The organism is Tabrizicola sp. T74 (genome assembly GCF_057219935.1).
Genome location: NZ_JBXVVT010000003.1, coordinates 331,750 through 355,089 on the forward strand (window position 1 = coordinate 331,750; position 23,340 = coordinate 355,089).

The 23,340-nt window shown below is 66.2% G+C and carries 24 protein-coding genes; 16 read left to right on the forward strand and 8 right to left on the reverse strand.

Going from position 1 to position 23,340, the window contains the following annotated elements; genetic code table 11:
- Window positions 1-37 precede the first annotated feature (37 nt).
- From AC2EAL_RS11110 to AC2EAL_RS11150, 9 genes are all read left to right on the forward strand, one after another.
- Window positions 38-1,282: an ABC transporter substrate-binding protein gene (locus tag AC2EAL_RS11110; RefSeq protein ID WP_484724282.1), complete on the forward strand. Its 1,245-nt coding sequence runs from the start codon at window positions 38-40 to the stop codon at window positions 1,280-1,282.
- 59 nt (window positions 1,283-1,341) lie between these two features.
- Window positions 1,342-2,448 carry an ABC transporter ATP-binding protein gene (locus AC2EAL_RS11115; RefSeq protein WP_484724474.1) on the forward strand — a complete coding sequence of 369 codons (1,107 nt, stop codon included), beginning with the start codon at window positions 1,342-1,344 and terminating at the stop codon, window positions 2,446-2,448.
- Complete coding sequence (locus AC2EAL_RS11120; protein WP_484724283.1) at window positions 2,449-3,936, forward strand: GMC oxidoreductase; 1,488 nt, start codon at window positions 2,449-2,451, stop codon at window positions 3,934-3,936.
- The gene (locus AC2EAL_RS11125) at window positions 3,933-4,691 is read left to right on the forward strand and encodes a 3-ketoacyl-ACP reductase (protein ID WP_484724284.1); all 759 of its coding nucleotides are present in this window, start codon (window positions 3,933-3,935) and stop codon (window positions 4,689-4,691) included. Before AC2EAL_RS11120 ends, AC2EAL_RS11125 begins: the two co-directional genes overlap by 4 nt.
- Window positions 4,692-4,789: 98 nt before the next feature.
- Window positions 4,790-6,361, forward strand: coding sequence for a GMC family oxidoreductase (locus tag AC2EAL_RS11130; RefSeq protein ID WP_484724285.1), 1,572 nt, complete (start codon window positions 4,790-4,792; stop codon window positions 6,359-6,361).
- On the forward strand, window positions 6,358-6,660 hold the full coding sequence (locus AC2EAL_RS11135) for a Dabb family protein (protein ID WP_484724286.1): 303 nt from the start codon (window positions 6,358-6,360) through the stop codon (window positions 6,658-6,660). Before AC2EAL_RS11130 ends, AC2EAL_RS11135 begins: the two co-directional genes overlap by 4 nt.
- Window positions 6,661-6,670: 10 nt before the next feature.
- Window positions 6,671-7,840 carry a dihydrodipicolinate synthase family protein gene (locus AC2EAL_RS11140; protein WP_484724287.1) on the forward strand — a complete coding sequence of 390 codons (1,170 nt, stop codon included), beginning with the start codon at window positions 6,671-6,673 and terminating at the stop codon, window positions 7,838-7,840.
- A complete protein-coding gene (locus AC2EAL_RS11145) occupies window positions 7,840-8,835 on the forward strand; it encodes a LacI family DNA-binding transcriptional regulator (protein ID WP_484724288.1) in 996 nt (331 codons plus the stop codon). Before AC2EAL_RS11140 ends, AC2EAL_RS11145 begins: the two co-directional genes overlap by 1 nt.
- Before the next feature lie 112 nt (window positions 8,836-8,947).
- Window positions 8,948-10,192 (forward strand): glycerate kinase type-2 family protein, encoded by a 1,245-nt coding sequence (locus AC2EAL_RS11150; protein ID WP_484724289.1) that lies wholly within the window; start codon window positions 8,948-8,950, stop codon window positions 10,190-10,192.
- A 108-nt stretch (window positions 10,193-10,300) separates the two neighbouring features.
- Here the strand turns inward: AC2EAL_RS11150 and AC2EAL_RS11155 are convergent, their stop codons facing one another.
- The 3 genes from AC2EAL_RS11155 to AC2EAL_RS11165 are packed head-to-tail and all read right to left on the reverse strand — an operon-like array spanning window position 10,301 to window position 12,936.
- Window positions 10,301-11,656: a sensor histidine kinase gene (locus AC2EAL_RS11155; RefSeq protein ID WP_484724290.1), complete on the reverse strand. Its 1,356-nt coding sequence runs from the start codon at window positions 11,654-11,656 to the stop codon at window positions 10,301-10,303.
- A complete protein-coding gene (locus tag AC2EAL_RS11160) occupies window positions 11,656-12,315 on the reverse strand; it encodes a response regulator transcription factor (protein ID WP_484724291.1) in 660 nt (219 codons plus the stop codon). Before AC2EAL_RS11160 ends, AC2EAL_RS11155 begins: the two co-directional genes overlap by 1 nt.
- Window positions 12,316-12,360: 45 nt before the next feature.
- A complete protein-coding gene (locus tag AC2EAL_RS11165) occupies window positions 12,361-12,936 on the reverse strand; it encodes a PepSY domain-containing protein (protein ID WP_484724292.1) in 576 nt (191 codons plus the stop codon).
- A 165-nt stretch (window positions 12,937-13,101) separates the two neighbouring features.
- Between AC2EAL_RS11165 and AC2EAL_RS11170 the strand changes: the two genes are divergently transcribed.
- Window positions 13,102-14,049, forward strand: coding sequence for a hypothetical protein (locus AC2EAL_RS11170; RefSeq protein ID WP_484724293.1), 948 nt, complete (start codon window positions 13,102-13,104; stop codon window positions 14,047-14,049).
- Between the two features lie 149 nt (window positions 14,050-14,198).
- Here the strand turns inward: AC2EAL_RS11170 and AC2EAL_RS11175 are convergent, their stop codons facing one another.
- Entirely contained in the window at window positions 14,199-14,444 is a 246-nt protein-coding gene (locus AC2EAL_RS11175; protein ID WP_484724294.1) for a hypothetical protein, read from the reverse strand.
- Between the two features lie 151 nt (window positions 14,445-14,595).
- Here AC2EAL_RS11175 and dusA point away from each other — a divergent pair, with 151 nt between their 5' ends.
- Window positions 14,596-15,579 carry a tRNA dihydrouridine(20/20a) synthase DusA gene (dusA, locus tag AC2EAL_RS11180; protein ID WP_484724295.1) on the forward strand — a complete coding sequence of 328 codons (984 nt, stop codon included), beginning with the start codon at window positions 14,596-14,598 and terminating at the stop codon, window positions 15,577-15,579.
- Here the strand turns inward: dusA and AC2EAL_RS11185 are convergent.
- Window positions 15,561-16,754, reverse strand: coding sequence for a multidrug effflux MFS transporter (locus AC2EAL_RS11185; RefSeq protein ID WP_484724296.1), 1,194 nt, complete (start codon window positions 16,752-16,754; stop codon window positions 15,561-15,563). The two genes, dusA and AC2EAL_RS11185, sit on opposite strands and share 19 nt — an antisense overlap.
- A gap of 179 nt (window positions 16,755-16,933) precedes the next feature.
- On the opposite strand from AC2EAL_RS11185, the gene AC2EAL_RS11190 reads away from it, so the two are divergent.
- Window positions 16,934-17,752 carry a sulfite exporter TauE/SafE family protein gene (locus AC2EAL_RS11190; protein ID WP_484724297.1) on the forward strand — a complete coding sequence of 273 codons (819 nt, stop codon included), beginning with the start codon at window positions 16,934-16,936 and terminating at the stop codon, window positions 17,750-17,752.
- Complete coding sequence (locus AC2EAL_RS11195) at window positions 17,746-18,498, forward strand: hypothetical protein (RefSeq protein WP_484724298.1); 753 nt, start codon at window positions 17,746-17,748, stop codon at window positions 18,496-18,498. The genes AC2EAL_RS11190 and AC2EAL_RS11195 overlap by 7 nt, the downstream gene beginning before the upstream one ends.
- A gap of 118 nt (window positions 18,499-18,616) precedes the next feature.
- On the opposite strand, the gene AC2EAL_RS11200 is transcribed toward AC2EAL_RS11195, so the two are convergent.
- Genes AC2EAL_RS11200 through ccmI form a run of 3 tightly spaced genes read right to left on the reverse strand, consistent with a single transcriptional unit; the run spans window position 18,617 to window position 20,569 of the window.
- Window positions 18,617-18,847: a DUF1289 domain-containing protein gene (locus tag AC2EAL_RS11200; RefSeq protein WP_484724475.1), complete on the reverse strand. Its 231-nt coding sequence runs from the start codon at window positions 18,845-18,847 to the stop codon at window positions 18,617-18,619.
- A gap of 10 nt (window positions 18,848-18,857) precedes the next feature.
- Window positions 18,858-19,325 carry a Holliday junction resolvase RuvX gene (gene ruvX, locus AC2EAL_RS11205; RefSeq protein ID WP_484724299.1) on the reverse strand — a complete coding sequence of 156 codons (468 nt, stop codon included), beginning with the start codon at window positions 19,323-19,325 and terminating at the stop codon, window positions 18,858-18,860.
- Window positions 19,322-20,569, reverse strand: a complete 1,248-nt coding sequence (gene ccmI / locus AC2EAL_RS11210; protein ID WP_484724300.1) for a c-type cytochrome biogenesis protein CcmI — start codon at window positions 20,567-20,569, stop codon at window positions 19,322-19,324. Before ccmI ends, ruvX begins: the two co-directional genes overlap by 4 nt.
- A 192-nt stretch (window positions 20,570-20,761) precedes the next feature.
- On the opposite strand from ccmI, the gene AC2EAL_RS11215 reads away from it, so the two are divergent.
- The 3 genes from AC2EAL_RS11215 to AC2EAL_RS11225 are packed head-to-tail and all read left to right on the forward strand — an operon-like array spanning window position 20,762 to window position 23,327.
- Complete coding sequence (locus tag AC2EAL_RS11215; protein ID WP_484724476.1) at window positions 20,762-22,009, forward strand: sarcosine oxidase subunit beta family protein; 1,248 nt, start codon at window positions 20,762-20,764, stop codon at window positions 22,007-22,009.
- The gene (locus AC2EAL_RS11220; RefSeq protein ID WP_484724301.1) at window positions 22,009-22,572 is read left to right on the forward strand and encodes a hypothetical protein; all 564 of its coding nucleotides are present in this window, start codon (window positions 22,009-22,011) and stop codon (window positions 22,570-22,572) included. The genes AC2EAL_RS11215 and AC2EAL_RS11220 overlap by 1 nt, the downstream gene beginning before the upstream one ends.
- Window positions 22,572-23,327, forward strand: a complete 756-nt coding sequence (locus tag AC2EAL_RS11225; RefSeq protein WP_484724302.1) for an FkbM family methyltransferase — start codon at window positions 22,572-22,574, stop codon at window positions 23,325-23,327. The genes AC2EAL_RS11220 and AC2EAL_RS11225 overlap by 1 nt, the downstream gene beginning before the upstream one ends.
- Window positions 23,328-23,340: the final 13 nt, after the last annotated feature.

Genomic DNA, 23,340 nt, shown 5'->3' on the forward strand with positions numbered 1-23,340 from the left:
CACCGACAAGGGCGAACAGCAGGAAAGAATACCGAATATGAAGATGTTGTCCATAACCGCACTGATGCTGGCCACCGCCAGCCCGGCCCTCGCCGACCCCTCGGTCGAGGTCATGCACTTCTGGACCTCCGGGGGAGAGGCTGCGGCCCTTGGCGCCGTCCGCGACAAGGTGGTGGCCGAAGGCGTCACCTGGACCGACGCGCCCGTCGCGGGCGGCGGCGGCGACCAGGCCAAGACCGCGCTTCAGGCCCGCATCGCCTCCGGCAACCCGCCCGCCGCCGTGCTGATCCTAGGCCAGAACATCCTCGACTGGGCCGCCGAAGGCATGCTGGGCAACGTCGACGCGCTGGCCGAAACGCAGGGCTGGGACGCGGCCCTGCCGCAGGCGGTGAAGGACTTCACCAAGGTCGACGGGCACTACGTTTCCGTTCCCACCAACGTCCACCGGACGGACATGATCTGGGCCTCCAAGGCCGCCTTCGACAAGATCGGCGCGGCCTATCCCACGAATTGGGAGGAGCTGAACGCTCTTGCGCCCAAGTTCCTTGAGGCGGGGATCATCCCGCTCGCCCACGGTGGGCAGGCCTGGCAGGAAGCCTACATGTTCGAGGCCGTCGCCCTGGGCGTCGGCGGCGCGGACTTCTACAAGAAGGCCCTGATCGACCTCGACGACGCCACCCTGCGCGGACCGGAAATGGTCGCGGTCTTCGCCCAGATGGCGACCTTGCGCGGCATGGTGGACGAAAACTTCCCCGGTCGCGACTGGAACCTTGCCTCGGCCATGGTCATCAACGGCGAGGCCGCGATGCAGATCATGGGCGACTGGGCCAAGGGCGAATTCACCAATGCCGGGAAGAAACCGGGCGACGACTACGCCTGCATCCCGGTGCCGAAGGCCAAGGGCGACGGGTTCGTCTATCTGGTGAACTCGCTGTCGCTGTTCACCCAGACCGACGCAGACCTCGTGAAGGGGCAAGAGGTTCTGGCCTCTGCCATCATGGACCCTGCAGTTCAAGTCGCCTTCAACCAGGCCAAGGGCGCAATCCCGGCCCGCACCGACATCGACCTGTCGGCGATGGATGCCTGCGCACAGGCGACCTCTACCGCGCTTGCGGCGAATGACGCAGGCGGCACCGCCGTCCCGACCTTCGCCGGCACCCACGCCGCCAACGCCGCCGTCGTAGGCGCCGCAACCGACGCCATCACCGCCTTCTTCAACTCTGACCAGACCCCCGAAGAGGCCGCAACCGCCCTTGCCGACGCCATCGCGGCGGCCCGGTAAGGCAACCGGCCCTGTCCCGAACTCCCCGGGACGGGGCCACCAACGACATGAGGACTGAAATGGGCTTTCTCGACATCCGCAACGTCACCAAATCCTACGGTCAGGTCGAAGTCCTGCACCGCGTCGACATCGCGGTCGAGGAAGGCGAGTTCCTGGTCCTTGTCGGCCCGTCTGGCTGCGGGAAATCCACGCTTTTGAACATGATCGCGGGGCTGGAAGGCATCTCGGCCGGCGAGATCGCCATCAAGGGCCGCGTGGTGAACGGGGTCCACCCCTCCAAGCGCAACATCGCGATGGTGTTCCAAAGCTACGCGCTTTACCCCAACATGACCGTCGGCCAGAACATGACCTTCGGGCTTGAGATGCATGGCGTCCCGAAGCCCGACCGCGACAAGGCCCTGGCCGAGGTCGCGAAGCTCCTCCAGATCGACCACCTCCTTGACCGCAAGCCCGGCCAGCTCTCCGGCGGCCAGCGCCAGCGCGTGGCGATGGGCCGCGCCTTGGTGCGGAACCCCGACGTCTTCCTCTTCGACGAACCGCTCTCCAACCTCGACGCCAAACTCCGCGTCGACATGCGGACGGAAATCAAGAAGCTGCACCAGAAGCTGAAGACCACGATCGTCTACGTCACCCACGACCAGATCGAGGCGATGACGCTGTCCACCCGCATCGCCGTGATGAACAAGGGCTTCGTCCAGCAGCTGGGCACGCCCAAGGACATCTACGACACCCCCGCCAACGTCTTCGTCGCGACCTTCATGGGCTCGCCTGCCATGAATATCGTCCCAGCCAAGGTCACCCTCCGCGACGGCCAGCCCCACGCCGCCCTGACCGACGCCGACGGCATCCCCCAGCACCTCCGCTTCAGCCAGGACCTGCGCGCCTGGGAGGGCAGGGACATCCTCCTCGGCATCCGCCCCGAAGCCATCACCGACCCCGAGGGCGCCGACCGCAAGTCCGGTAACATCGTCGCGCTGAAGAACCGCGTTACCGTCACCGAACCCGCCGGGGCCGATACCTTTGTCACAATGACGCTTTCGGGCCGCGACGCCATCGCCCGGATGCGCGCCGATGCGAATGTCGCCCCCGGGCAAGTATTCGACTTTGCGGTCAACATGGAAAAAGCCGTAGCTTTCGATCCGAAGACCGAGGAACGGATCGCCTGAATGCAACCCGACGTCATCATCATCGGCTCCGGCATGGGCGGTGCCACCCTCGCCGCCGCGCTGGCCCCCACGGGCCGAAAGGTGCTGATCCTCGAACGTGGCGACCACTTGCGCGACACGCCAGAGGCCCGCGACCCCGCCGCCATCTTCCAGCGCGGCCACTTCAAGCCGAACGAGACCTGGCGCGACATTTCCGGCGCCCCCCTCCACCCCGGCAACTACGCCTATGTCGGCGGCAACACCAAGTTCTACGGTGCCGTCCTGCTGCGCTACCGGGCCGAGGACTTCCGCCCCCTCCGCCACCTTGAAGGCACGACCCCCGGCTGGCCCATCGCCTACGCCGACCTCGAACCCTGGTACTCCAAGGCCGAAACCCTCTACCGCGTCCGGGGCGACGTCGCAGGCGATCCCACCGAGCCCCCGCACTCCGCCCCCTATCCCTTCCCGCCCGTCCCCGACGAGCCAGACATCACCGCCCTCCGCCAAGCCTTCCAGGCCCAAGGCCTCCACGTCTCCGCGCTGCCTTTGGGTGTGGACATCGACGCCTGGCTCAAACGCGCCCGTACCGGCTGGGACGCCTTCCCCTGCACCACGGGCGCTAAATCCGACGCCGAATCCTGCGCCCTGGCCGAGGCGCTGAAACACCCCAACGTCACCCTCCAGACCAACACCAAAGTCACTCGCCTCCTCTCCGAAGGGCGCCGCATTACCGGCGTCGAAGTCGAAAAGGCAGGGCGCAAGGAAACCCTCACCGCCCCTCTCGTCGTCCTGTCAGCTGGAGCCATCCTCTCCTCCGCCCTCCTCCTCGCCTCCGCCAACGATGACCACCCAAAGGGCCTTGCGAACACATCCGACCAGGTCGGCCGCAACTTCATGAACCACAACCTGACCGGCATGGTCGCCTACAACCCCTTCCGCCGGAACCGCACGACCTACGAGAAAACCATCCAGGTCAACGACTTCTACCTGACCGGCGGCCCGAACGGCGAGCCCCTTGGCAACATCCAGATGCTCGGCCGCATCACCGGCCCGATTCTTGCCGGGGAATCCGGCCTTCCGCTCTGGCTCTCCCACCACATCGCCGAACACTCGATCCACATCATGGCCATGTCCGAGGACCTCCCCGACCCCAACTCCCGCGTCCTTTGGCGCAACGGAGAGGTCGTCCTCGACTGGCGAAAGACCAACACGAAAGCGCACGACCTCCTCGTGCAGCGCCTCAAGCAGGCCATGCGCAAGGCAGGCTGGCCCATCACCCTCTCCCGCGGCTTTCCCAAATCGAAGCCCTCCCACCAGTGCGGCACCAACCGCATGGGCGCGGACCCGCAGACCTCCGTGGTCGACACGAACCTAAAGGCCCACGACCTCGACAACCTCTACATCTGCGACGCCTCGGTCCTGCCGACCTCCGCCGCCGTGAACCCCTCGCTCACCATCGCCGCCCTCGCCCTACGCGCCGGTGACCACATCGCGAAAGCCCACACATGAAACCCCTCGCGCTCATCACCGGAGGCCAGCAAGGCGTCGGCCTCGGCATCGCCCAAGCCCTTGCAAACCAAGGGTTCCGCCTCGCCATCGCCTCCCGCTCCGCGCCCGAAGACGCCACGGTCCAGACTGCCCTGCGAACCCTCGGCCCCGACGCCCGCTACTACCAGCACGACCTCTCGAACGCCGCCGCGATCCCCGCGCTGCTCGACGCCATCGAGGGCCAACAAGGCCCCCTGGACGCCCTGATCCAGAACGCAGGCGTCGCCGCAAAGGTCCGGGGCGACATGCTCGACATCTCGCCGGAAAACTTCGACTGGATCATGGGCATCAACCTGCGCGGAGCCTTCTTCCTGGCCCAACAGGTCGCCAAACGGATGCTCACCACCCCTAGCGAACACTACCGCTCCATCACGTTCGTGACCTCGGTCTCAGCCCAGATGGCCAGCCCCGAGCGTGCCGACTACTGCATCTCCAAGGCCGCCGCCGCGATGGCCGCCCAGACCCTCGCCCTGCGCCTTGCCCCGCACAACATAGGCGTCTTCGAGCTGCGCCCCGGGATTATTGAGACAGGGATGACCGCAGGCGTAAAGGACAAGTACGACGCCCGCATCGCTGGTGGCCTCGTCCCGGCCGGTCGCTGGGGTCAGCCGTCGGACATCGGCCAGGCAGTGATCCCCCTTGTCACCGGGCAACTCGCCTTCGCCACCGGGGCCGTCCTCCCCGTCGACGGCGGCCTCTCCATCGAAAGGCTTTAGGCGATGCCCCAACTACCCCGCGCACCGCAAAATTCTTCGAAGAATTTTGCCCGGAGTTTTCGAAAACTCCGGACCCCCGACCGCCCCGAGGCACTCCAATGACTTACGACTACATCATCATCGGCGGCGGCTCTGCCGGTTGCGTCCTCGCCGCCCGCCTGTCCGAAAACCCCGAGGCCCGCGTCCTCCTCCTGGAAGCCGGAGGCCGCGACCGCCATCCGTTCTACCACCTGCCCGCGGGCTTCGCGAAGATGACCAAAGGCATCGGCTCCTGGGGTTGGCAGACCGTGCCGCAGCGGCACATGAAGGGCATGCAGATCCGCTACACCCAGGCCAAGGTGATTGGCGGCGGCTCCTCGATCAACGCCCAGCTCTACACGCGCGGGAACGCGCAAGACTACGACGACTGGCGCCAGATGGGCTGCCCCGGTTGGGGCTATGAGGATGTACTCCCGTACTTCCGCAAGTCCGAACACAACGACAGCTTTGAAAACCGCTTTCATGGGAAAGGCGGTCCCCTTGGCGTCAGCCAACCCCGCGCGCCCCTGCCGATCTGCGAGGCCTTCTTCGCCGCCGGGGCCGAACTCGGCATCCCGCTAAACCGCGACTTCACTGGCGAGACGCAGGACGGCCTCGGCTACTACCAGCTGACCCAGCGCTGGTACCGCCGATCCTCCACCTCGACCGCCTTCTTGAAACCCGCCCTCGGTCGCCCGAACCTGACCGTCAAGACCGGCCAGCAGGTTCTGCGGATCGTCGTTGAGAAGGGCAGGGCGGTTGGCGTCCAGACCAGTGAGACCACCCATCGCGCCAGTACCGAAGTCATCCTTTCCTCCGGTGCCATCGGTTCCCCCCGCCTGTTGCAGCTTTCCGGCATCGGCCCCGCCGACGACCTCACCCGCCTCGGCATCCCCGTCGTCCTCGACCGCCCACAGGTTGGCGCGAACCTGCAAGACCACCTCGACCTCTTCGTCATCGCCGAATGCACCGGCCCCCACACCTACGACCGTTACGCCAAACCGCACTGGTCAGTCCTCGCGGGCCTCCAATACCTCCTGACCCGCAAAGGCCCCGTGGCCTCCTCCCTCTTCGAAACCGGCGGCTTCTGGTACGCCGACCCCTCCGCCCGCTCGCCTGACATCCAGTTTCACCTCGGCCTCGGTTCCGGCATCGAGGCCGGCGTCGCCGCCATGCCGAACGGCGGCGTCACCCTCAACTCCGCCTTCCTCCGCCCCCGCAGCCGGGGCACCGTCCGCCTGGCCTCCGCCGACCCCAATGCCGCCCCCCTGATCGACCCGAACTACTGGGAAGACCCCTACGACCGCGAGATGTCGATCAAGGGCCTGAAACTCGCGCAGGAAATCATGCGCCAACCCGCCCTGAAACCCTTCGTCCTCGCCGAACGCCTCCCCGGCCCCGAGGTCCGCACCGACGACGACTACATCAACTACGCCGTGAAGAACGCCAAGACCGACCACCACCCCGCCGGCACCTGCCGCATGGGCGCGGACATGGAGGCCGTCGTCGACCCCACCCTCCGCTTCAACGGCATCGAAAGCTTACGCGTCGTCGACGCCTCGATCATGCCCACCGTCGTCTCCTCCAACACCAACGCCGCCACCATTATGATCGCCGAGAAAGCCGCCGACCTGATCAAGGAAGCCCAATGATCCGCCACATCGTCCTCTTCAAGGCCCGCCCAGAGATCACCGAGGCCCACATCGCCGCAATCTTCGCCGACCTCCACGCACTGAGCCTCCCCGGCATCCTCGCCATCCACTCCGGCCGCTCGGAAAGCCCGGAAAAGATCGAACGCGGCTACCTCCACGGCTTCACCGTCGATTTCGCCGACTGGGAGGCGCTGGCCACCTACCAGGCTCACCCCGACCACAAACGCGTCGGAGCCGCCCTTGTCGCCGCAGCCCAAGGCGGCCTCGACGGCATCCTCGTCTTCGACCTTCCCTGCTAAAGGCCCCGCCATGCTCACCCTCCCCACCGCCGACGCGCAGCTCCAACCCTACCGCCTCACCGGCACCCTCCTCATCCCGCGCGCCCCCCGCACACCGCTCACCAGAACCTCCTTCGCCGCCGCCCATGTCGTCTCCGACCCCTTGCGCGAAAGAAACCCCTGGGACACCCGCCCCGCCGTCGACTGGGACGCGACGCTCAACTTCCGCATCCAGCTTTGGGACCAGGGCCTCCACCTCGCCGAGGCAATGGACACCGCCCAACGCGGCATGGGGGTCGACTGGCCCACGGCCCTGGAACTCATCCAGCGCACCATGCGCTCGGCCAAAGTGCACCCGATGAAACCACGGGTCGCCTGCGGGGCCGGAACCGACCACAAGAACCTCACCGATCTCGCCACCCCCGACGCCATCCTCGCCGCCTACACCGCCCAAGCCGAGGCTATCGAGGCGGCAGGCGGCCAGCTCATCCTCATGGCCTCCCGCGCCTTCCCGGCGATCAAGGCCAGCCAGGATACCTACCACCACGTCTACCGCCGCCTGATCGACGGAGCGAAAGACCCGGTCATCCTCCACTGGCTGGGCGACATGTTCGACCCGGCCCTCACCGGCTACTGGGGCAGCAATAACGTCGCCAAGGCCTCCGACTTCGTCCTCTCCCTCATCGCCGAGAACCCCGCCAAGGTCGACGGCATCAAGATCTCCCTCCTCGACCAGCACCACGAGGAGCAATTCCGCGCCAAACTCCCCGAAGGCGTCCGCCTCTACACCGGCGACGACTTCAACTACGCGCCGCTGATCGAGGGCGACGGCACGCACTTCTCCCACGCCCTCCTCGGCATCTTCGCCGCCATCGCCCCCGCCGCCTCACAGGCCCTCGAAGCCCTGGCGCAAGGCGACACCAGGACCTACCACCACCTCCTCGCCCCCACCGTCCCCCTGTCCCGAGAAATCTTCCGCGCCCCCACCCGCTTCTACAAGGCCGGCATCGCGTTCCTCAGCTGGCTCAACGGCCACCAGAAACACTTCATCATGCCCGCGGGCTTCCAATCCTCCCGCGACATCACCCACTACGCCCAGGTCTTCCGTCTTGCCGACGTCGCAGGCTTGCTTTCCAACCCCGATCTGGCACAAGCGCGGATGAAGACCCTCCTCGCCTTCCACGGGATCGACCAGGACTGATGGACAAACGGCCGACGATCATCGACGTGGCGACGCTTGCGGGCGTCTCCAAATCGACCGTCAGCCTGGTCCTGCAGAACAGCCCGCTGGTCCGCGACGAGACCCGGGAAGAGGTCCGCCGCGCCATGGCCCAGCTTGGCTATGTCTACAACCGCGCCGCCGCGAACCTGCGCAGCGCCAACGCGGGCCTCATCGGCGTCGTCATCAACGACCTTCGGAACCCGTTCTTCACCGAATTCGCCACCTCGCTGCAGATGGCCCTTTCCGCGCGCGGCTACGCGACCGTCCTGGCCAACACCGACGAAGACCCCGCGCTGCAGGCCCAGGTCGTCGGTGCCATGCTGGAACACGGCGTCTCGGCCCTCATCGTCTCCCCCGCTTACGGCGACGAGACCGCCTTCGATGCCATTGCCCGCGCCAATGTTCCCGCCCTGCAAGTCCTGCGCCAGGTGGTCCCTACAGGCCGCGCCCCCTTCGCCGCGCCCGACTACCCCACCGGCTCCCGCCTCGCCACCGAACACCTTCTCGCCCAAGGCGCGCGCAACATCGCTTTTGTCGGCGGCATAGAGGGCCGCGCCGTCACTCAGCTTAGGATGTCCGGCTACCTGACAACCCTCGCCGAGCGGGGTCTGAAACCGCTCCACCTTCCCGGTCGCCCCGGTCGTGCCTTCGGGCGCGAATCCGCCCGCCGCCTGGCCGAGGAACACCCCACGGTCGACGCCGTCCTCTGCTTCAACGACCTGACCGCGCTGGGCCTCCTCACCGGCTGCACCGAACTGGGCCGCGCGATTGGCGAAAGCCTCAAGATCGTCGGCTTCGACGACATCGAGGACTGCGCCCAGGTCTACCCTGCGCTCACCTCGGTCCGCTGCGACATTGCGGGCTTCGGGCGGCAGATGGCGGAAACCGTGCTCGACTGGCTGGAAAACGACCGCCGCCCACCGCCGGAAACCGTTACACCCGTGACCTTGATCCCCCGCGCGTCGAGCCTGTGATGACCGTTCCGCACCGACCACGAATTTTCTGCGAAAATTCGGTCCAATGGACCACCAGCAGTCCCCATCCCCGAGTTTTCGAGACAAACTCGTGCCCCCTGAAGGCCGCCGCATGATCCCCGATCCCGCCCTGTTCCTCCGCAGCCTCTTCGACCGCGCCGTGGAAGTGGCCGACCCGATGCGCTCGCTTGCCCGCTTCCTGCCCGAAAAGCCCAAGGGCCGCGTGCTGGTCATCGGGGCCGGAAAAGCCTCCGCCCGCATGGCCGAAGCGGTCGAGGCCGCCTGGGGCCCCTGCCAGGGCCTCGTCATCACCCGCTACGGCTATGCCCGGCCCTGTCAGGGCATCGAGATCGTCGAGGCCGCCCACCCGGTCCCCGATCAGGCTGGTGTCGATGCGACCCGGCGGATGCTCGACCTGCTGAAAGGCCTTACCGAAGACGACTTCGTCCTCGCCCTCATCTCCGGCGGGGCCTCCGCGCTTCTCTGCGCGCCAGCCGAGGGCATGACGCTCGCCGAAAAGCAGCAGGTGAATGCCGCCCTTCTCGCAAGCGGTGCGCCCATCGTGCAGATGAACACGGTGAGGAAGCACCTCAGTCGCGTTAAGGGCGGGCAGCTCACCGCCGCCGCTTACCCGGCGAAACTCCTCTCCCTGATGATCTCCGACGTGCCTGGCGACGACCCGGCCTTCATCGGCTCTGGCCCGACCGTCGGCGACGCCACCACCCCCGCCGACGCCCGCGCGATCCTTGACCGCTGGTCCATCCCGGTCCCGCCCTCGGCTCTTGCGGCGTTGAACCACTCCGGCGTCGTCCCCCCCGGCGATCCGCGCCTGTCGCGGACCGAAAACGTGATCTACGCCGCCCCAGCCCAATCGCTTGCCGCCGCTGCCGACCTTGCCGCTCCGCTGGCCGAGGTGCGCACCCTGGGCGACCGGATCGAGGGCGAAGCGCGTGAGGTCGCTCGCGACCAGGCCGCGATGGCCAAGGATATCGCCGCCAGCCTGAGACCTGGCGACAAGCCTGTCCTCCTTCTCTCTGGCGGCGAGTTGACCGTGACCCGCACCGGCGACGGGGTAGGGGGCCCCAACGCCGAATTCTGCCTCGCCCTTGCTTTGGCCCTCGATGGCCACCCGCAAATCCACGCCATCGCCTGCGACACCGACGGAGTGGACGGCGCGGCTGAGGTGGCCGGGGCGCTGATCGGACCGGATACCGTTAAGACCCCCGGCGCTGCCGAAGCGCTGGCCCGCAACGACGCGCACAGCTACTTTGCGAAGGCAGGGGCACAGGTCGTCACCGGCCCCACGCTGACCAACGTCAACGACTTCCGCGCCGTGCTGGTCCTGCCGCCAAAGTGAGCGAATCCGGCCCCGGGCAACAGGTTAAGAAACCCCAAACGTCCGCAAGCAAGTCATTGATTCCATAAAGTTATCTGATTTTGTCCACCGTGGACACTTCTGTCGGCCCTAGCCCTTCCTGGCCCCCCGCGCCTTTGCCGGGGGCAAGGTGATCCGCACCGCAAGCCCGCCCAGGCCCCGGCTCTCCTCCAGCGCGATCGTCGCCCCATAGGCCTGCAAGAGGTCCCCCGCGATGGCGAGCCCCAACCCGGTCCCGGGCTTCGAGGTGTCAAGCCGCGCCCCCGATTTCATCGCCTCGGCACGGTCGGCCTCGGGGATGCCCGGCCCGTCGTCCTCGATCAGGACCTCGATCCCGCCCGCCGTGGTGCGGGCCATCAGCGACAGCGTCGACTGGCACCATTTCAGCGCGTTGTCCAGAAGGTTGCCGAGGACCTCCTCGATGTCCTGCTGATCCATCCGGATGAACAGATCCCGGTCGCATGCGACCTCAAGGCTCTTGTCCTCCCGCTTGGCCATCATCCCGAACATCCGCGCGAACCGGTCGATGGAATGGGACAGGTCGGTCCGGGCCTGCGTTGTCTCGCCGGAACTCGAGGCCCGAAGCCGCGCCAGCGACCGGCCCAGCTGCGCATCCACCCGGTCCAGCGCCTCCAGCGCCTTGTCCATGTCGTGCGACTGGTCGGCCAGCACCGACAGCTCGTTCCGCAGGATCGCCGAGGGGGTCTTCAAGGCATGCGCCAGGTCCGCCGCCTGCCGCCGCGAGCGGGCGACGATCTCGCGGTTGCGGGCAAGAAGCTCGTTGATGTCGGCCACAAGCGGGGCCACTTCTTCGGGATAGTCCGCCTCGCGCAGCGCCTCGTCCTTGTCCCAGCGCTGCGCCACGTCGCGCCGCAGCCGGTTTAGCGGACCAACGACCGTCGCCGTCTGGAACAGCACGCTCGCCAGCCCGATCACCGCGACCAGCGCGAAGGCGATGATCAGGCTTTGCCGGGTCTCGCGCCGCTCGGCGTTCAGTCCGGCCAGGCTTTCGGCCACCGCGACCGTCCAGGTGCTGCCGTCTTCCAGCGTGATCAGCTGCCGCGCCTCGCGGACCTGTTCAACTTCGGTGTTTTCCGCGTCGAAGATCGTCAGCTGGTTCGTCGCCTGGTCCGGGCCTGGCAAGGTTGCGTCCAGCAGCGAGGCCGAGGTGAAGATGACCCCCTCTGGCCCCGTCACCTGCCAATAGCGGCCCGAAAAGGGCGTCTGATAGGCCGGATCGAACAAGAGGTCACCCAGCTGCGCCGGGTCGTCCGGAACCGAGCTCAGGGCCACGACGATCTGGGTGTGACGTTCCACCAGGGCCGCATCGAACCGCTGCGAGACGCGCTGGTTCAGGAAGGAATACAAGAGCAGCGTACCCACGGTGAGCGAGACCAGCGCCGCAATGCCGCCGCTGATCCAGGCCCGTTTGCGGAGCGACAGCATCAGGGGGCGTCGATCATGTATCCGCGACCGCGCATCGTCTGGATCAGGTCAGGGCCAAGCTTCTTGCGCAACCGGTTGATGAAGACGGCGATGGTGTTGGAATCGCGGTCACCGTCATATTCGTAGATGTGTTCTGACAGTTCCGTGCGCGAGATCAGTCTGCCCGCGTTGTGGATCAGGTAGGTCAGCACCGCCGCCTCCTGCGAGGTCAGATCGACGGGGACCCCGTGCAGGCTAGCCCGCCCAAGCCGGGTATCGAAGGCCACCCCATCGCGTTCGAACATCGGATTGGTCCGTCCCGAACTGCGGCGCAGCGACGCGCGCACGCGGGCGGCAAGTTCCGGCAGGTGGAAGGGTTTGGTCAGGTAGTCGTCCGCCCCCGCATCCAGCCCATCGACCCGGTCCGACCAGCCGTCTCGGGCGGTCAGGATCAGGACCGGCGTCGTCACCCCGCCCGCCCGCCATTCCTTTAGGATGGAAATCCCGTCACGGATCGGCAAGCCGATGTCGAGGATGATCATGTCATAGGGCTCGGTCGACCCGAGAAAGCCTGCTTCCTGGCCATCATGTGCGACATCAACGATCCGCCCCTCGGCCGACAAGAGCCGCTTGATCTGGTCACACAGGACCTCTTCGTCTTCTGCCAGAAGAATGCGCATGGGTCAGATGATTAGCGACGAATTTGGCAACAATTAAGGCAGCGATCAGTCCTTGCCGCCACCATTGCCGCCGCCGTTTCCGCCGCCGCCACCATTGCCGCCGCCGCCACCATTGCCGCCGCCGCCACCGTTGCCGCCGCCGCCACCATTGCCGCCGCCACCACCGTTGCCGCCGCCACCATTGCCGCCACCGTTGCCGTTGCCGCCGCCGCCAGCGTTTCCGGACGACTTGCCTTGCGACCCTTTGGCCTTGTCCTTCTTGTCCTGATTGCCCTTGGTCTTGCCGTTTTCTGCGGCCGCCGCAAGCTCGCGCCCGAGGGCGGAATTCCTGCTGACCTGCTCTCCGGTACGCGCATTGATGATGACGCTGACGATCGAGCCATTCGTCTTCTTCAGGAGAATCCGATAGAAGACATCCTCTGCCTCGAAGGCGCGGGCCTCGATCGGTTCGCCCCCGGTAGCGGCAGCGACTGATTCGATCACGCGCTTCAGGCTGATGACATCGCCCGACCGAGTGACCTGGCGCAATTCCGATGCGCCCAGTTCACGCACGGTCGCAGTAAATCCGGGTGTGGCCGGGGCCAACAGGACGATCAGGGCGAGGGTATGCACGAGCTTCATGCCCTGAGGTCTAGCAGATTTGACATGAACTGAAGATGAACAGTTGGTTCGCGCCGAGTTAAACCGGCCTGGTGTCTTGTGACTGGCATGGAGCAGCGTGCCGATTCGTCACGACGGCCGAAGCAGCGGCACCTGTCTCGCTCATGACACAGAGGAACCGATAAGATGAAGACACCCATCCACATTCTGAAAGTCTGCTCGCTTTCGGTGGCCCTTCTGGGGTCGGTCGCCCTGGTCGCAGCCGTGTCGACGCCTGACATGGCCTTTGCCAAATCTGGCAATGACAATGGTGGCGGCAACGGCGGCGGCAACGGTGGCGGAAACGGCAACGGTGGCGGCAACGGTGGCGGCAAGTCGGAAAAGTCCGGCGGTGGCAGTGCCAAGTCGGAAAAGTCCGGTGGGTCGGCCAAGTCGGACAAGAAGTCCGGCGGTGAAGCGACCAAGACCAAAACCAAGACCAAGACGAAGACGAAGACCAAGTCTGACACCACGACCACGACCACGACCGCGGCCAAAGCCAAGCCGAAGAAGAAGGACCTTGCCGATGAGCTTGGCGTCCATCCGTCCGAACTTGGCGCCCTTAATGCGGCGCATGCGAACGAGAACGCGCTGAAGAACGCCTCTCCGAATTCGCGTGTGGGCAAGATTGCTGCCTACCGCGATGCGGTCGTGGCGGGAGAAGCGCTGAAGGATACGCTGGCCGAGAAGGAGGCTGAACTGGCCGGGCTGACCCCGCCGACGCGCGACTCGGCGACGGTCCAGACCGATCTGGACCTGGCCCGGGTGGAAGCCGCGGCTGCAGCGGGCACCGTGACCGAACTGGAAACCGCGCTCACGAACACGGACCCCGCCGATACGGTCACCATCGCGCAGATCGAGGCCGAGCTTGCGGCCGCCCGCACGGCGCAAGCGTCGGCCGAGGCAAACGCTTCCGCGCTGGAAGACGAGCTGGCCGACACCCAGGCCTACGAGTCGCTGGAAGACGAAGTGACCGAACTTGCCCAGCAGGTCGAGGATCAGCCGGAACTGGAGCGCTCGCTGCTCGAAGCGGCTGCCAACAAGGAAGTCACGGACGAGGTCGAGGCTGCGGTGAAGAAGCTTCTGGGCCTCTGATCCACCACGACATCAGACAGAACGGCCGGCTCACCCCGGCCGTTCTTCATTTTGGTGGTCCGGCTGGCACGATGCTTGCCGAGAGGCGCAAAATGAAAAAGACCGCCCGAAACCGGACGGCCTTCCTCTCCCCCAGACAAAATTCTTGATCAGGCGACAAACGCCCGCGACGCGATCCGGTCAAGTGCTGCCACCACTTCCTCGACCGGCGGGAACCGCTTCAACTCGCTCGTAAAGCTGACACCAGCTTTTTTGGCGCGCTTGGGCGTCGGAACGCTGTCAAATGCGCGCAGGTCGGCGGTCAGGTAGAAGCGGGACTCTTCGGTCGTAGTACGCAGCATGACTTCCCCCACAGGTGCACTGGTCGTCCGCTCTTTCCGGCGTTTCCGACTCATCTTGGAATCACCTTGCACCACCCATCATTAATCTGCCGCGAACTTGCCGTTCATCTTCGGTTCATCTTCATCCGGCCTGCATTCCGCCACAGGCCCGCCCGATTTCAGCTTCCCGCTTGCCTGAACCCGCGCATCAGGGCAAAGACCGCGCATGCACGCTGACCGCCCCCATCGCCTTTCCGTCGCGCCCATGATGGACTGGACCGACCGGCACTGCCGCGTCTTTCACCGCCAGATGACTCGGCGGGCGATGCTCTATACCGAGATGGTCACCGCGCCCGCTATCGTGCATGGCCCGAAGGCGCGCCTCCTGGACTACTCACCGGTCGAGCACCCCGTCGCCCTGCAACTCGGTGGGTCCGACCCGCGTGAGTTGGCAGAAGCCACGCGGATCGCGGAACCCTGGGGCTATGACGAGATCAACCTGAACTGCGGCTGCCCGTCGGACCGCGTGCAGTCAGGCTGCTTTGGTGCCGTCTTGATGGAGCGCCCGGCTCTGGTTGCCGATTGCGTCCGGGCGATGCAGGCCGAAACCCGTGCGCCCGTGACGGTCAAGTGCCGGATCGGCGTCGATGAGCAGGACCCCGAAACCGTGCTGCCCCGGTTCATCGAGACGCTTGCCGGGGCAGGGGTGCGCCATGTCATCATCCATGCCCGCAAGGCCTGGCTGCAGGGCCTGTCTCCGAAGGAAAACCGCGAGATCCCGCCCCTGGACCATGTTCTCGTGATCCGGATGAAGGAGCGGTTCCCGGACCTGACGATCTGCATCAATGGCGGGATCAACAGCCTGGCCCAGGCGCGGGCGTTCCTTGACGCGGGCCTCGACGGCGTGATGCTGGGCCGCGCGGCCTATCACGACCCGGCCTCGGTGCTGATCGGGGCCGATGCGCTGTGGGGGGAAAGCCACGCCCCAGACCCGGTGGCGGTGGCCAACGCGATGCGCCCCTATATCGCCGCGCATCTGGCAGAGGGTGGACGGCTGCACCAGATCACCCGCCACATGCTCGGCCTGTTCACCGGCCGTCCCGGCGCACGCGGTTGGCGGCGGGTCCTGTCGGAGCGCGCCAGCCGCGACGGGGCTGGGCTGGACGTCCTTGACGCCGCCCTGGCCGAGCTTCAGGCCCGCGCCGCCTGACGCGGGATTATCCGCGACAGGACCAGCGCGATCAGCCCGCAGGCGGCAATCGCCCCCAGCATCGGCGTCACCGTCCCGTCCAGGAACGGCCCCGCCGCCGCGACCAGAAGACCCGCCGCCACCATCTGCATCGTGCCGCCCAAAGACGACGCCAACCCGGCAATCGCGCCATGCTCTTCCAGCGCCTGCACCTGTGCGGTGGGCAGGATCACCCCCAGGAAGATGTTGCCGACGAACAGGGTCGTCATCGTGACCGGCAGACTGGCAAGCCCCGCCATAGCCAGGCCGAAGCCCACAAAGGTCGCCAACGCAAACCCAAGGCTTGCTCCCGCGATCATCCGCAGGGTGCCCAGCCGCCGCGACAGGGTCGAAGCGAACTGCGAAGCTGCGAAGAACCCGATCGCATTGACCGCGAACGCCACCGAGAACTCGGTCGGCGTCAGGCCGAACTCCTCCCGGTAGACGAAGGGCGCCGCCGCGATGAAGACAAAGAAGCTCGCGAAGGCAAACCCGGCCAGGAAGGTCATTACCATGAACCCCCGGTCGGCCAGCAGGACCTTCGTTCCGGCCAGTGTGCTGGCCAGATCGAACTGCTGCCGGTTCGCGTCGGTCAACGTCTCGGGCACCGCAAAATGGATCAGGAAGAAGCTCAGGATCGCCGCGACCAGCAGCGCCCAGAAGATCAGCCGCCAGTCCCCCAGCGCCAGAAGCCCCGCGCCGGACAGGGGCGCGAGAAGGGGAGAGACCGCGATCACGATCATGATCGTCGACATCATCCGCGTGGCTTGCGGCCCCGTGGCCAGGTCCCGGATTACCGCCCGCAGGACGACCATGTTGGCTGCCCCGCCCACGCCCTGCACCATCCGTCCGAAGATCAGCCAGCCGATCGAGGGCGCCAGCGCGCAGATCACCGTGCCCGCGATGAAGATCGCAAGTCCCGCATAGAGCGGCGGCTTCCGCCCCGCCTGGTCGGCCCAGGGGCCATAGGCCAGTTGGGCAAGGCCAAAGGTGATGAAGTAGCCGACGATGGTCCATTGCACCGCCTGCTGCTCGACCCCGAAATCGCGCCCGATCTCGGGCATGGCGGGCAGGTACATGTCGATCGCAAAGGGGCCGACCGCTGCGACAAGACCCAGGATGATCGACATCAGGGGCAGGGAAAGGGTGCGTTGCATCTGGGCTCTCCTGAAACAGACGGGGTGCATACCACCTGGTATCTTTCGGCGCCAGCCGGGTTTTGTACCCCATACAAGGCGCACGGCGGGACGCTCTGTTACCGCCCTTGGTCGCTTCGTCACTGGCAGGCCACCCCGCACCGGGATATGTCCGGAACAGACGTGACCCCTGGTGACCCATGCCTGACCTTTCCCTTCTCTTGCCGATGCTGGCCGCGCTGATCGTGATCGGGGCTTTCGCCGGCGTGATTGGAGGCTTGCTGGGGGTCGGCGGCGGCATCGTGCTGGTGCCTGCCTTCTTCTATGCCTTTGGCCATCTTGGCTATGGCGGCGACCAGCTGATGCAGGTCTGCGTCGCAACCTCGATGGCGACCATCGTCATCACCTCGATCCGCTCGGTGTCGGCGCACAATCGGAAAGGCGCCGTGGATTGGGAGGTGCTGAAGACCTGGAGCCCGACCTTGGTCATCGCCGCCGCCATCGGCACTTTCGTCGCTGGCAAGGTCTCGTCGATGACGCTACAGGCCGTGTTCGGCGCGCTCGCGGGCCTCGCGGGCCTCTGGATGGCCTTCGGCCGTGACCAGTGGCGGCTGGGTGACCAGATGCCCGGCCAACCCGTGCGCAGCGCTCTTGCCGGAACTGTCGGCTTCTTCTCGGCGATGATGGGGATCGGCGGCGGCACCTTCGGCGTGCCGCTGATGACGCTTTACGCCATGCCGATCCACCGCGCCGTCGCCACCGCCTCGGGCTTCGGTGTGCTGATCGCCGTGCCCTCGGTCCTGGGCTTCCTGTTCCTGCCGGTGGCCAATGCCCCGCCCTATACCGTCGGAGCGGTCAATCTGCCTGCCTTCCTGGTGGTCATCGGTACCACGCTGCTGACCACGCCCCTTGGCGTGCGCCTGGCCCATGCGATGAACCCCAAGCCCTTGAAGCGCGCCTTCGCGATCTTTCTGACGCTGGTCGCGCTGAACATGCTGCGGAAAGTGCTGGGATGGTAGGCCCGACAGAAGGCCGGGGCTGGCAGAAGCTTGGCCCGCACTCTGCCATCGCCGCCTGGGCCGAAGCCGCCCGCACAGCCGCCCTCAACACCCTTGCCTCCACCACCGAGTCCTGGCGCTGCGGCGGCACCTGGTTCGTCGGCGTCGATGCCCTGCCCAACGCGGCGGACGGCACGATCGACGGCACCCCGTTTCCCTGGGAGCCGCTGCCCCTGGCCCGCACGCCGCTCCACAAGGCCCAGCTGTCCGTCATCCGCCCCGGCTATCCGCAACCCTCACCGGACGAATCCGCCGCCGCTTTTGCCTTTTGCCGCGACCGAGACGCCGCGCATCTCGACGGCCTCCTCCCCATCGGCCCCGACAAGCGGCGGATGGTCAAGGAGCCGCACGCCTGGATCCTAGGCCTGCCGCTGAACGACACGCCTGCCTCGCCCCTGACCGTGTGGGAGGGCAGTCATGAAATCCTCCGCGCCGCGCTGCTGAGGGCCCTCGAGCCGCACCCCCCCGAAACCTGGGGCGACATCGACATCACCGAGCCCTACCAGCAGGCCCGCCGTCAGGTCTTCGCCTCCTGCCGCCGCATTGAACTTCCGGCAAGGCCAGGAGAGGCCACTCTCCTCCACCGCCTCACCCTGCACGGCGTTGCGCCCTGGAAACCCGGCGACACCGCCCCGCCCGAAGGCCGGATGATCGCCTACCTGCGTCCACAGCTGGCAACGGTTCATCAGTGGCTGACTGGCCCCTGATCTTGCCCATTTCCCAAATACTCTGGGGGTTTGGGGGTAAAACCCCCATCGGAAGACAAGCGGGCGAAAGTCCCGCGCAGGCGCCCTCAGGACTCCGTGCCAAAGGCACGCAATTTCGCTAGCGTTCCAACCGGGCCATCCGCCCGCCCCGGCGCTTCTGCAGGCGCGGCGCGCGCGAGGGCAGCTCGGCCATCACCGCCGCCCGCTCTTCATGGCTATAGCGCGACCATTGGCTGATCTCGTCTATGCTGCGGTAGCAGCCCACGCAGATCCGCTCTTCGGGATGCACGACGCAGAGCTTCACGCAAGGCGAGGCGATTTCGTCACGCTTCCAGACGTCGTCCTTCACCCGGTCATCCTCACCCAAGATACGCCATCCGATCCAGCGCGCCTTGCAGGATATAGCCCGCCGCGACCTGATCGATCACCTCTTTGCGACGTTTTCTTGACGTATCCGCCTCAAGGAGTGCCCTTTCTGCCGCAACGGTCGACAAACGCTCATCCCAATAGCAGATCGGCAGCGCCGTCAGCTTCTCCAGGTTGCGCGCAAAGGCCTGCGTTGCCTGCACCCGGGGGCCGGTGGAGCCGTCCATGTTCAGCGGCAGACCCAGCACGATTCCCGCGGCCCCCCGGGCCTCCAGCAGTGCGAGGAGCTTCGCGGCATCGATGGTGAACTTCTCGCGCCTGATCACCTCGATGGGCGTGGCCACCTGCCGCCGCAGGTCCGACAGCGCGACGCCGATGGTCTTGTCGCCAAGGTCCAGCCCGGCGACAGCGCGGTTCGGGGGCAGGGCGGCCAGGAAGTCCTCGATCCCGGCGCAGATCACGGGTTCAGCCCGGTCTCGACCGCAGCCAGCCGCAGGAAGGACAGCTCGGCCGGGCGGCCCTGGAACTTCTCCTTCGCCTCGTCATAGATCTTCTGCGCCTCGGGCAGCCGTTCCAGTACTGCCAGCGACCGGATCAGGCGGTTCCAGTCCTCGACATCGCCGCCCTCGGTCGCCAGCCGGTCCGACAGCTGCGCCACCATGCCCTCGATCATCGCCTGCCGCTCCTCGGGCGACATCTCGGCCGCTGCTGCCACATCGCCCGCAGTCGGGCCTGCGGTCGCACTCTCCGGCAGCGCATAGCGAACCCCGGCCAGTTCGGCCACTTGACCGATCCGCTCACGGATGGACGCGGTCCAGGGTGCAGCTGGATTACCCGTTTCGGCCAGCGGTCGCCAGAACCGGAAGGTCTGGTCAAAGCGCCCGCCCTGCAGGAACATCTCGCCCACCAGATAGCGCGCCAGTTCGTTCGTCATGTCGGCCTGCAGGCTGGCCCGCAGCGCCGCTTCGGCTTCGGGCGAGACATAGCCATCCGCCTCGGCCACCAGTGCCAGCGCCAGGTTGGCATGATCGACCGATGCGGCACTGTCGCCCAGGACGGCCAACAGCCGCTCTTGCACCCGTATCGCCTCTTGCGGGTTGCCTCCCTCGAATGCCGTGCGAAACCGTTCCCGCAGCGCTGCAGGGTCCGAGGCGCCGGCAAGCTCTGCCGCCAATCTTTCGTCCAGCGCGGCGTCCCTGGCGCGGCCGATGGTCAGAAGCTCGGCCGCCTGCGTCGGGCGACCGGCGATGCCCGCATCCAGCGCCGCCAGCCGAGGCTCCAGCGCCATGTCCGGATAACCCGGCGCGCCCAAGGCCCAGTAGGCCGCCAGACCGCCTGGGACGACAACGGCAAGGATCACCCCGACCATGACCGCGGTCGAGGTCGACCTGCTGGTCCCCGTGCCTTGTCCCCCCGTGCCTTGTCTCCGTGTCCGATCGGCATCCAGCACCCGCTTGCCGATCTCGGCCCGCAGCCGGGCGGCCTCGTCCGGGCCAATCGTGCCCCGGTCAAGGTCGCGGTCCACCTCTGCCAGCTGGTCGCGGTAGACCGACAAGTCGGCATTCGACCGGTCCCCCGCATCCGCCGCGCGGCGCAACGCGCCGATCAGAACTGCTGCGACCATCGCCGCCAGCGCCACCGCCACTGCCCAGAACAGCCCGCCCGCCATCGCCCGCACTTCAATCCCGTTGCTCTGGCCCGACATAGTCGTTTCACCCCGCCCAAGAAAGGGGCATTCGGCCGCATCACGCAGTCGCTACGATCCGCTTGCCGACCGGAACGCGACCATGTCGCAATTTTCCCGATTGTGCCGCAGGTGGGTGTGGCTATAACCCGGGCTTGATCCATGAAACGACAGCCGGACCCCACCGGCGCACCCGTCCGACAAGAGGCCCCGATGAAGCGCTATTCGGTCTTTGCCATCGCCCGCGAGGCTGTCCGCTACCACATGGGCTGGGAACGCGCCTGGGCCTCGCCGGAACCGAAGGCGTCCTATGACGCGATCGTCGTGGGGGCAGGGGGGCATGGCCTGGCCACCGCCTACTACCTTGGCAAGAACCACGGCATCACCAATGTCGCGATCATCGAGAAAGGTTGGCTCGGCGGCGGCAACACGGGGCGGAACACCACGATCATCCGCTCGAACTACCTGCAAGACCCCTCGGCCGCGATCTACGAAAAGTCCCGCGCGCTGTATGAAACCCTGTCGCAGGACCTGAACTACAACGTGATGTTCAGCCCCCGCGGCGTGATGATGCTTGCCCAGACCCACCACGAGGTCCGCGGCTACCTTCGTACCGCCCATGCGAACGCCCTGCAGGGCGTGCAGACCGAGTTCATCACTCCCCAGCGGGTGAAAGAGCTGTGTCCGATCCTGAACATCGACGGCCCGCGCTATCCCGTCCTTGGCGCGCTCTGGCAGCCGCGCGGCGGCACCGGGCGCCACGATGCCGTGGCCTGGGGCTATGCCCGCGCCTGTTCGGCGATGGGGATGCACGTCATCCAGAACTGCGAAGTCAAAGGGGTGCGGTCCGAAGGTGGCCAGGTCACCGGGGTCGAAACCACCAAGGGCTTCATCGGCACCAAGAAGCTTGGCATCGTCGTCGCGGGCCATTCGGGCCAACTGGCCGAAATGGCGGGCTTCCGTCTTCCCATCGAGGCGGTCGCGCTGCAGGCCCTCGTCTCCGAACCGATCAAGCCCTGCATGGATGTGGTCGTAATGGCCAACACCGTCCACGGCTACATGTCGCAATCCGACAAGGGCGAGATGGTGATCGGCGGCGGCACCGACGGGTTCAACAACTACACCCAGCGCGGGTCGTTCCACCACATCGAGGAGACGCTCCGCGCCCTGGTCGAAACCTTCCCGATCATCTCGCGCCTCAAGATGCTGCGCCAGTGGGGCGGGATCGTCGACATGACCGGCGACCGTTCGCCCATCATCTCGAAGACGCCCTTGGGCAACTGCTTCATCAACTGCGGCTGGGGTACCGGCGGGTTCAAGGCGATCCCCGGTTCGGGCTGGGCGATGGCCGAGCTCATGACCAAGGGCGAACCCGGGCCTTTGGCCGAAGACTTCAACATGTGGCGCTTCAAGGACGGCCAGTTCATCGACGAAAGCGTTGCTGCCGGGGTGGCGCACTGATGGTGCGCGGAGGATTTGTCGACGTTCTCGGATGGGCAGCAATACTGCTCTGGCTATCTTTGTCTGCCTACTTCTTTTGGGTGGGCAATCCTTCCGCATTTCAGGCGGTTGGCGTTGTTGGGATCGCGGCAGGTGTCAGTTACTTCGCAATGCAACATCACGCGACACCCCACCCATACGGCGCTCTGGAGATTGAGAGCCTACTGAGCGAAAGGGTCAACCTAGCCTCCGACGCGGGCACGCGCGCATGCGCCCACGTTTCTATACTAGCAAAAGCGCTGGTGTCTGACGCCAATCAGCGGGGCGAGCAGCCAAATGTCGCAATTCTAGAACTGGCATCGGTACCAGATGACCATTTGGCGGCAACACTGTCGCGAGATGTGGATCAAGCCAATGAAAGACAGCACGAAATTCTCGCAGAGAGCTTGGCTGCAAACAAGCTAGTCGAGCGCGCAAAGCGAAATGGCGAGGCACTTCAAGCTATCGTCGTCGTCGTGGCGACACTTCAATCGGGGCTTGGAGCGTATCTTCTTGAGTTCATTCGTCCGGGGGGCGCGCACTGATGATCCGCGAACTTGGGCCCTTCGTGCCGAAACGGGCGTACAAGATGCACGCCCCGATCTTCGCCATGCTGTTCAACGGGTTGCATGATCGCCACGAAGGCCGCGTCTTCGTGCTGCAGGTCGGCGCGGGCACCGGGCAAAGTGCCTTGCCGCTGTTGCCCCGCTTCCGCGACGATGGCTGGTCCGGGCTGCTGATCGAACCGCTGCCGCAGAATTTTGCCCAACTGGAGGCCCTGCATCACGACAGCGACCGCGTCGCCATCCTGAACCTCGGGATCTCCGACGTCTCGGCGAACCTGCCGATCTACTCGCTGACCGCAGAAGCCGAGGCCCGCAACCGCCGTGGCCCGCGCGGCCGCGCCTCGCTTGACCGCGACCGCATCGCCCGGCCGGGCGTCACCGACGAGGACATGCAAGCCATCGAAGTGCCGATCCTGCGCATGGATGTCGTTCTGGAAGAGCTGGGCATCGACACGGCCCAGCTTCTGGCCATCAATGCCGGCGGGCAAGAGGAACAGGTTCTGGCAGGCTGCGACCTTGCCCAGCTTGATCCCTCGCTGGTGCTTCTGCACATCACTCCCGACAGTCCGGCCGAAGCGAGTTGCATCGCGACGCTGACCGAAGCCGGGTTCCTGCCCTTCCTTGTCGCAGGCTGGGTGGTGGGCCTTGCCCCGGGCCGCCTTGCCGTGCCCCTGGAAGAGCTGCTGACCTTCTTCGACAAGGGCGTCGGCGCCGTGCAGGACGAAGACGAATGATACGCACCGCCTC

Bases quoted from the DNA above. Each gene is read 5' to 3' on its own strand.
- dusA (WP_484724295.1), top strand. From the start codon at position 14,596: ATGCACGCTGACCGCCCCCATCGCCTTTCCGTCGCGCCCATGATGGAC.
- AC2EAL_RS11160 (WP_484724291.1), bottom strand. From the start codon at position 12,315: ATGCGCATTCTTCTGGCAGAAGACGAAGAGGTCCTGTGTGACCAGATC.
- AC2EAL_RS11115 (WP_484724474.1), top strand. From the start codon at position 1,342: ATGGGCTTTCTCGACATCCGCAACGTCACCAAATCCTACGGTCAGGTC.
- AC2EAL_RS11110 (WP_484724282.1), top strand. From the start codon at position 38: ATGAAGATGTTGTCCATAACCGCACTGATGCTGGCCACCGCCAGCCCG.
- AC2EAL_RS11215 (WP_484724476.1), top strand. From the start codon at position 20,762: ATGAAGCGCTATTCGGTCTTTGCCATCGCCCGCGAGGCTGTCCGCTAC.
- AC2EAL_RS11155 (WP_484724290.1), bottom strand. From the start codon at position 11,656: ATGCTGTCGCTCCGCAAACGGGCCTGGATCAGCGGCGGCATTGCGGCG.
- AC2EAL_RS11175 (WP_484724294.1), bottom strand. From the start codon at position 14,444: ATGAGTCGGAAACGCCGGAAAGAGCGGACGACCAGTGCACCTGTGGGG.
- AC2EAL_RS11130 (WP_484724285.1), top strand. From the start codon at position 4,790: ATGACTTACGACTACATCATCATCGGCGGCGGCTCTGCCGGTTGCGTC.
- AC2EAL_RS11165 (WP_484724292.1), bottom strand. From the start codon at position 12,936: ATGAAGCTCGTGCATACCCTCGCCCTGATCGTCCTGTTGGCCCCGGCC.
- AC2EAL_RS11140 (WP_484724287.1), top strand. From the start codon at position 6,671: ATGCTCACCCTCCCCACCGCCGACGCGCAGCTCCAACCCTACCGCCTC.
- AC2EAL_RS11150 (WP_484724289.1), top strand. From the start codon at position 8,948: ATGATCCCCGATCCCGCCCTGTTCCTCCGCAGCCTCTTCGACCGCGCC.
- ccmI (WP_484724300.1), bottom strand. From the start codon at position 20,569: ATGTCGGGCCAGAGCAACGGGATTGAAGTGCGGGCGATGGCGGGCGGG.
- AC2EAL_RS11170 (WP_484724293.1), top strand. From the start codon at position 13,102: ATGAAGACACCCATCCACATTCTGAAAGTCTGCTCGCTTTCGGTGGCC.
- AC2EAL_RS11145 (WP_484724288.1), top strand. From the start codon at position 7,840: ATGGACAAACGGCCGACGATCATCGACGTGGCGACGCTTGCGGGCGTC.
- AC2EAL_RS11120 (WP_484724283.1), top strand. From the start codon at position 2,449: ATGCAACCCGACGTCATCATCATCGGCTCCGGCATGGGCGGTGCCACC.
- AC2EAL_RS11185 (WP_484724296.1), bottom strand. From the start codon at position 16,754: ATGCAACGCACCCTTTCCCTGCCCCTGATGTCGATCATCCTGGGTCTT.
- AC2EAL_RS11135 (WP_484724286.1), top strand. From the start codon at position 6,358: ATGATCCGCCACATCGTCCTCTTCAAGGCCCGCCCAGAGATCACCGAG.
- AC2EAL_RS11195 (WP_484724298.1), top strand. From the start codon at position 17,746: ATGGTAGGCCCGACAGAAGGCCGGGGCTGGCAGAAGCTTGGCCCGCAC.
- AC2EAL_RS11125 (WP_484724284.1), top strand. From the start codon at position 3,933: ATGAAACCCCTCGCGCTCATCACCGGAGGCCAGCAAGGCGTCGGCCTC.
- AC2EAL_RS11190 (WP_484724297.1), top strand. From the start codon at position 16,934: ATGCCTGACCTTTCCCTTCTCTTGCCGATGCTGGCCGCGCTGATCGTG.
- AC2EAL_RS11220 (WP_484724301.1), top strand. From the start codon at position 22,009: ATGGTGCGCGGAGGATTTGTCGACGTTCTCGGATGGGCAGCAATACTG.
- AC2EAL_RS11225 (WP_484724302.1), top strand. From the start codon at position 22,572: ATGATCCGCGAACTTGGGCCCTTCGTGCCGAAACGGGCGTACAAGATG.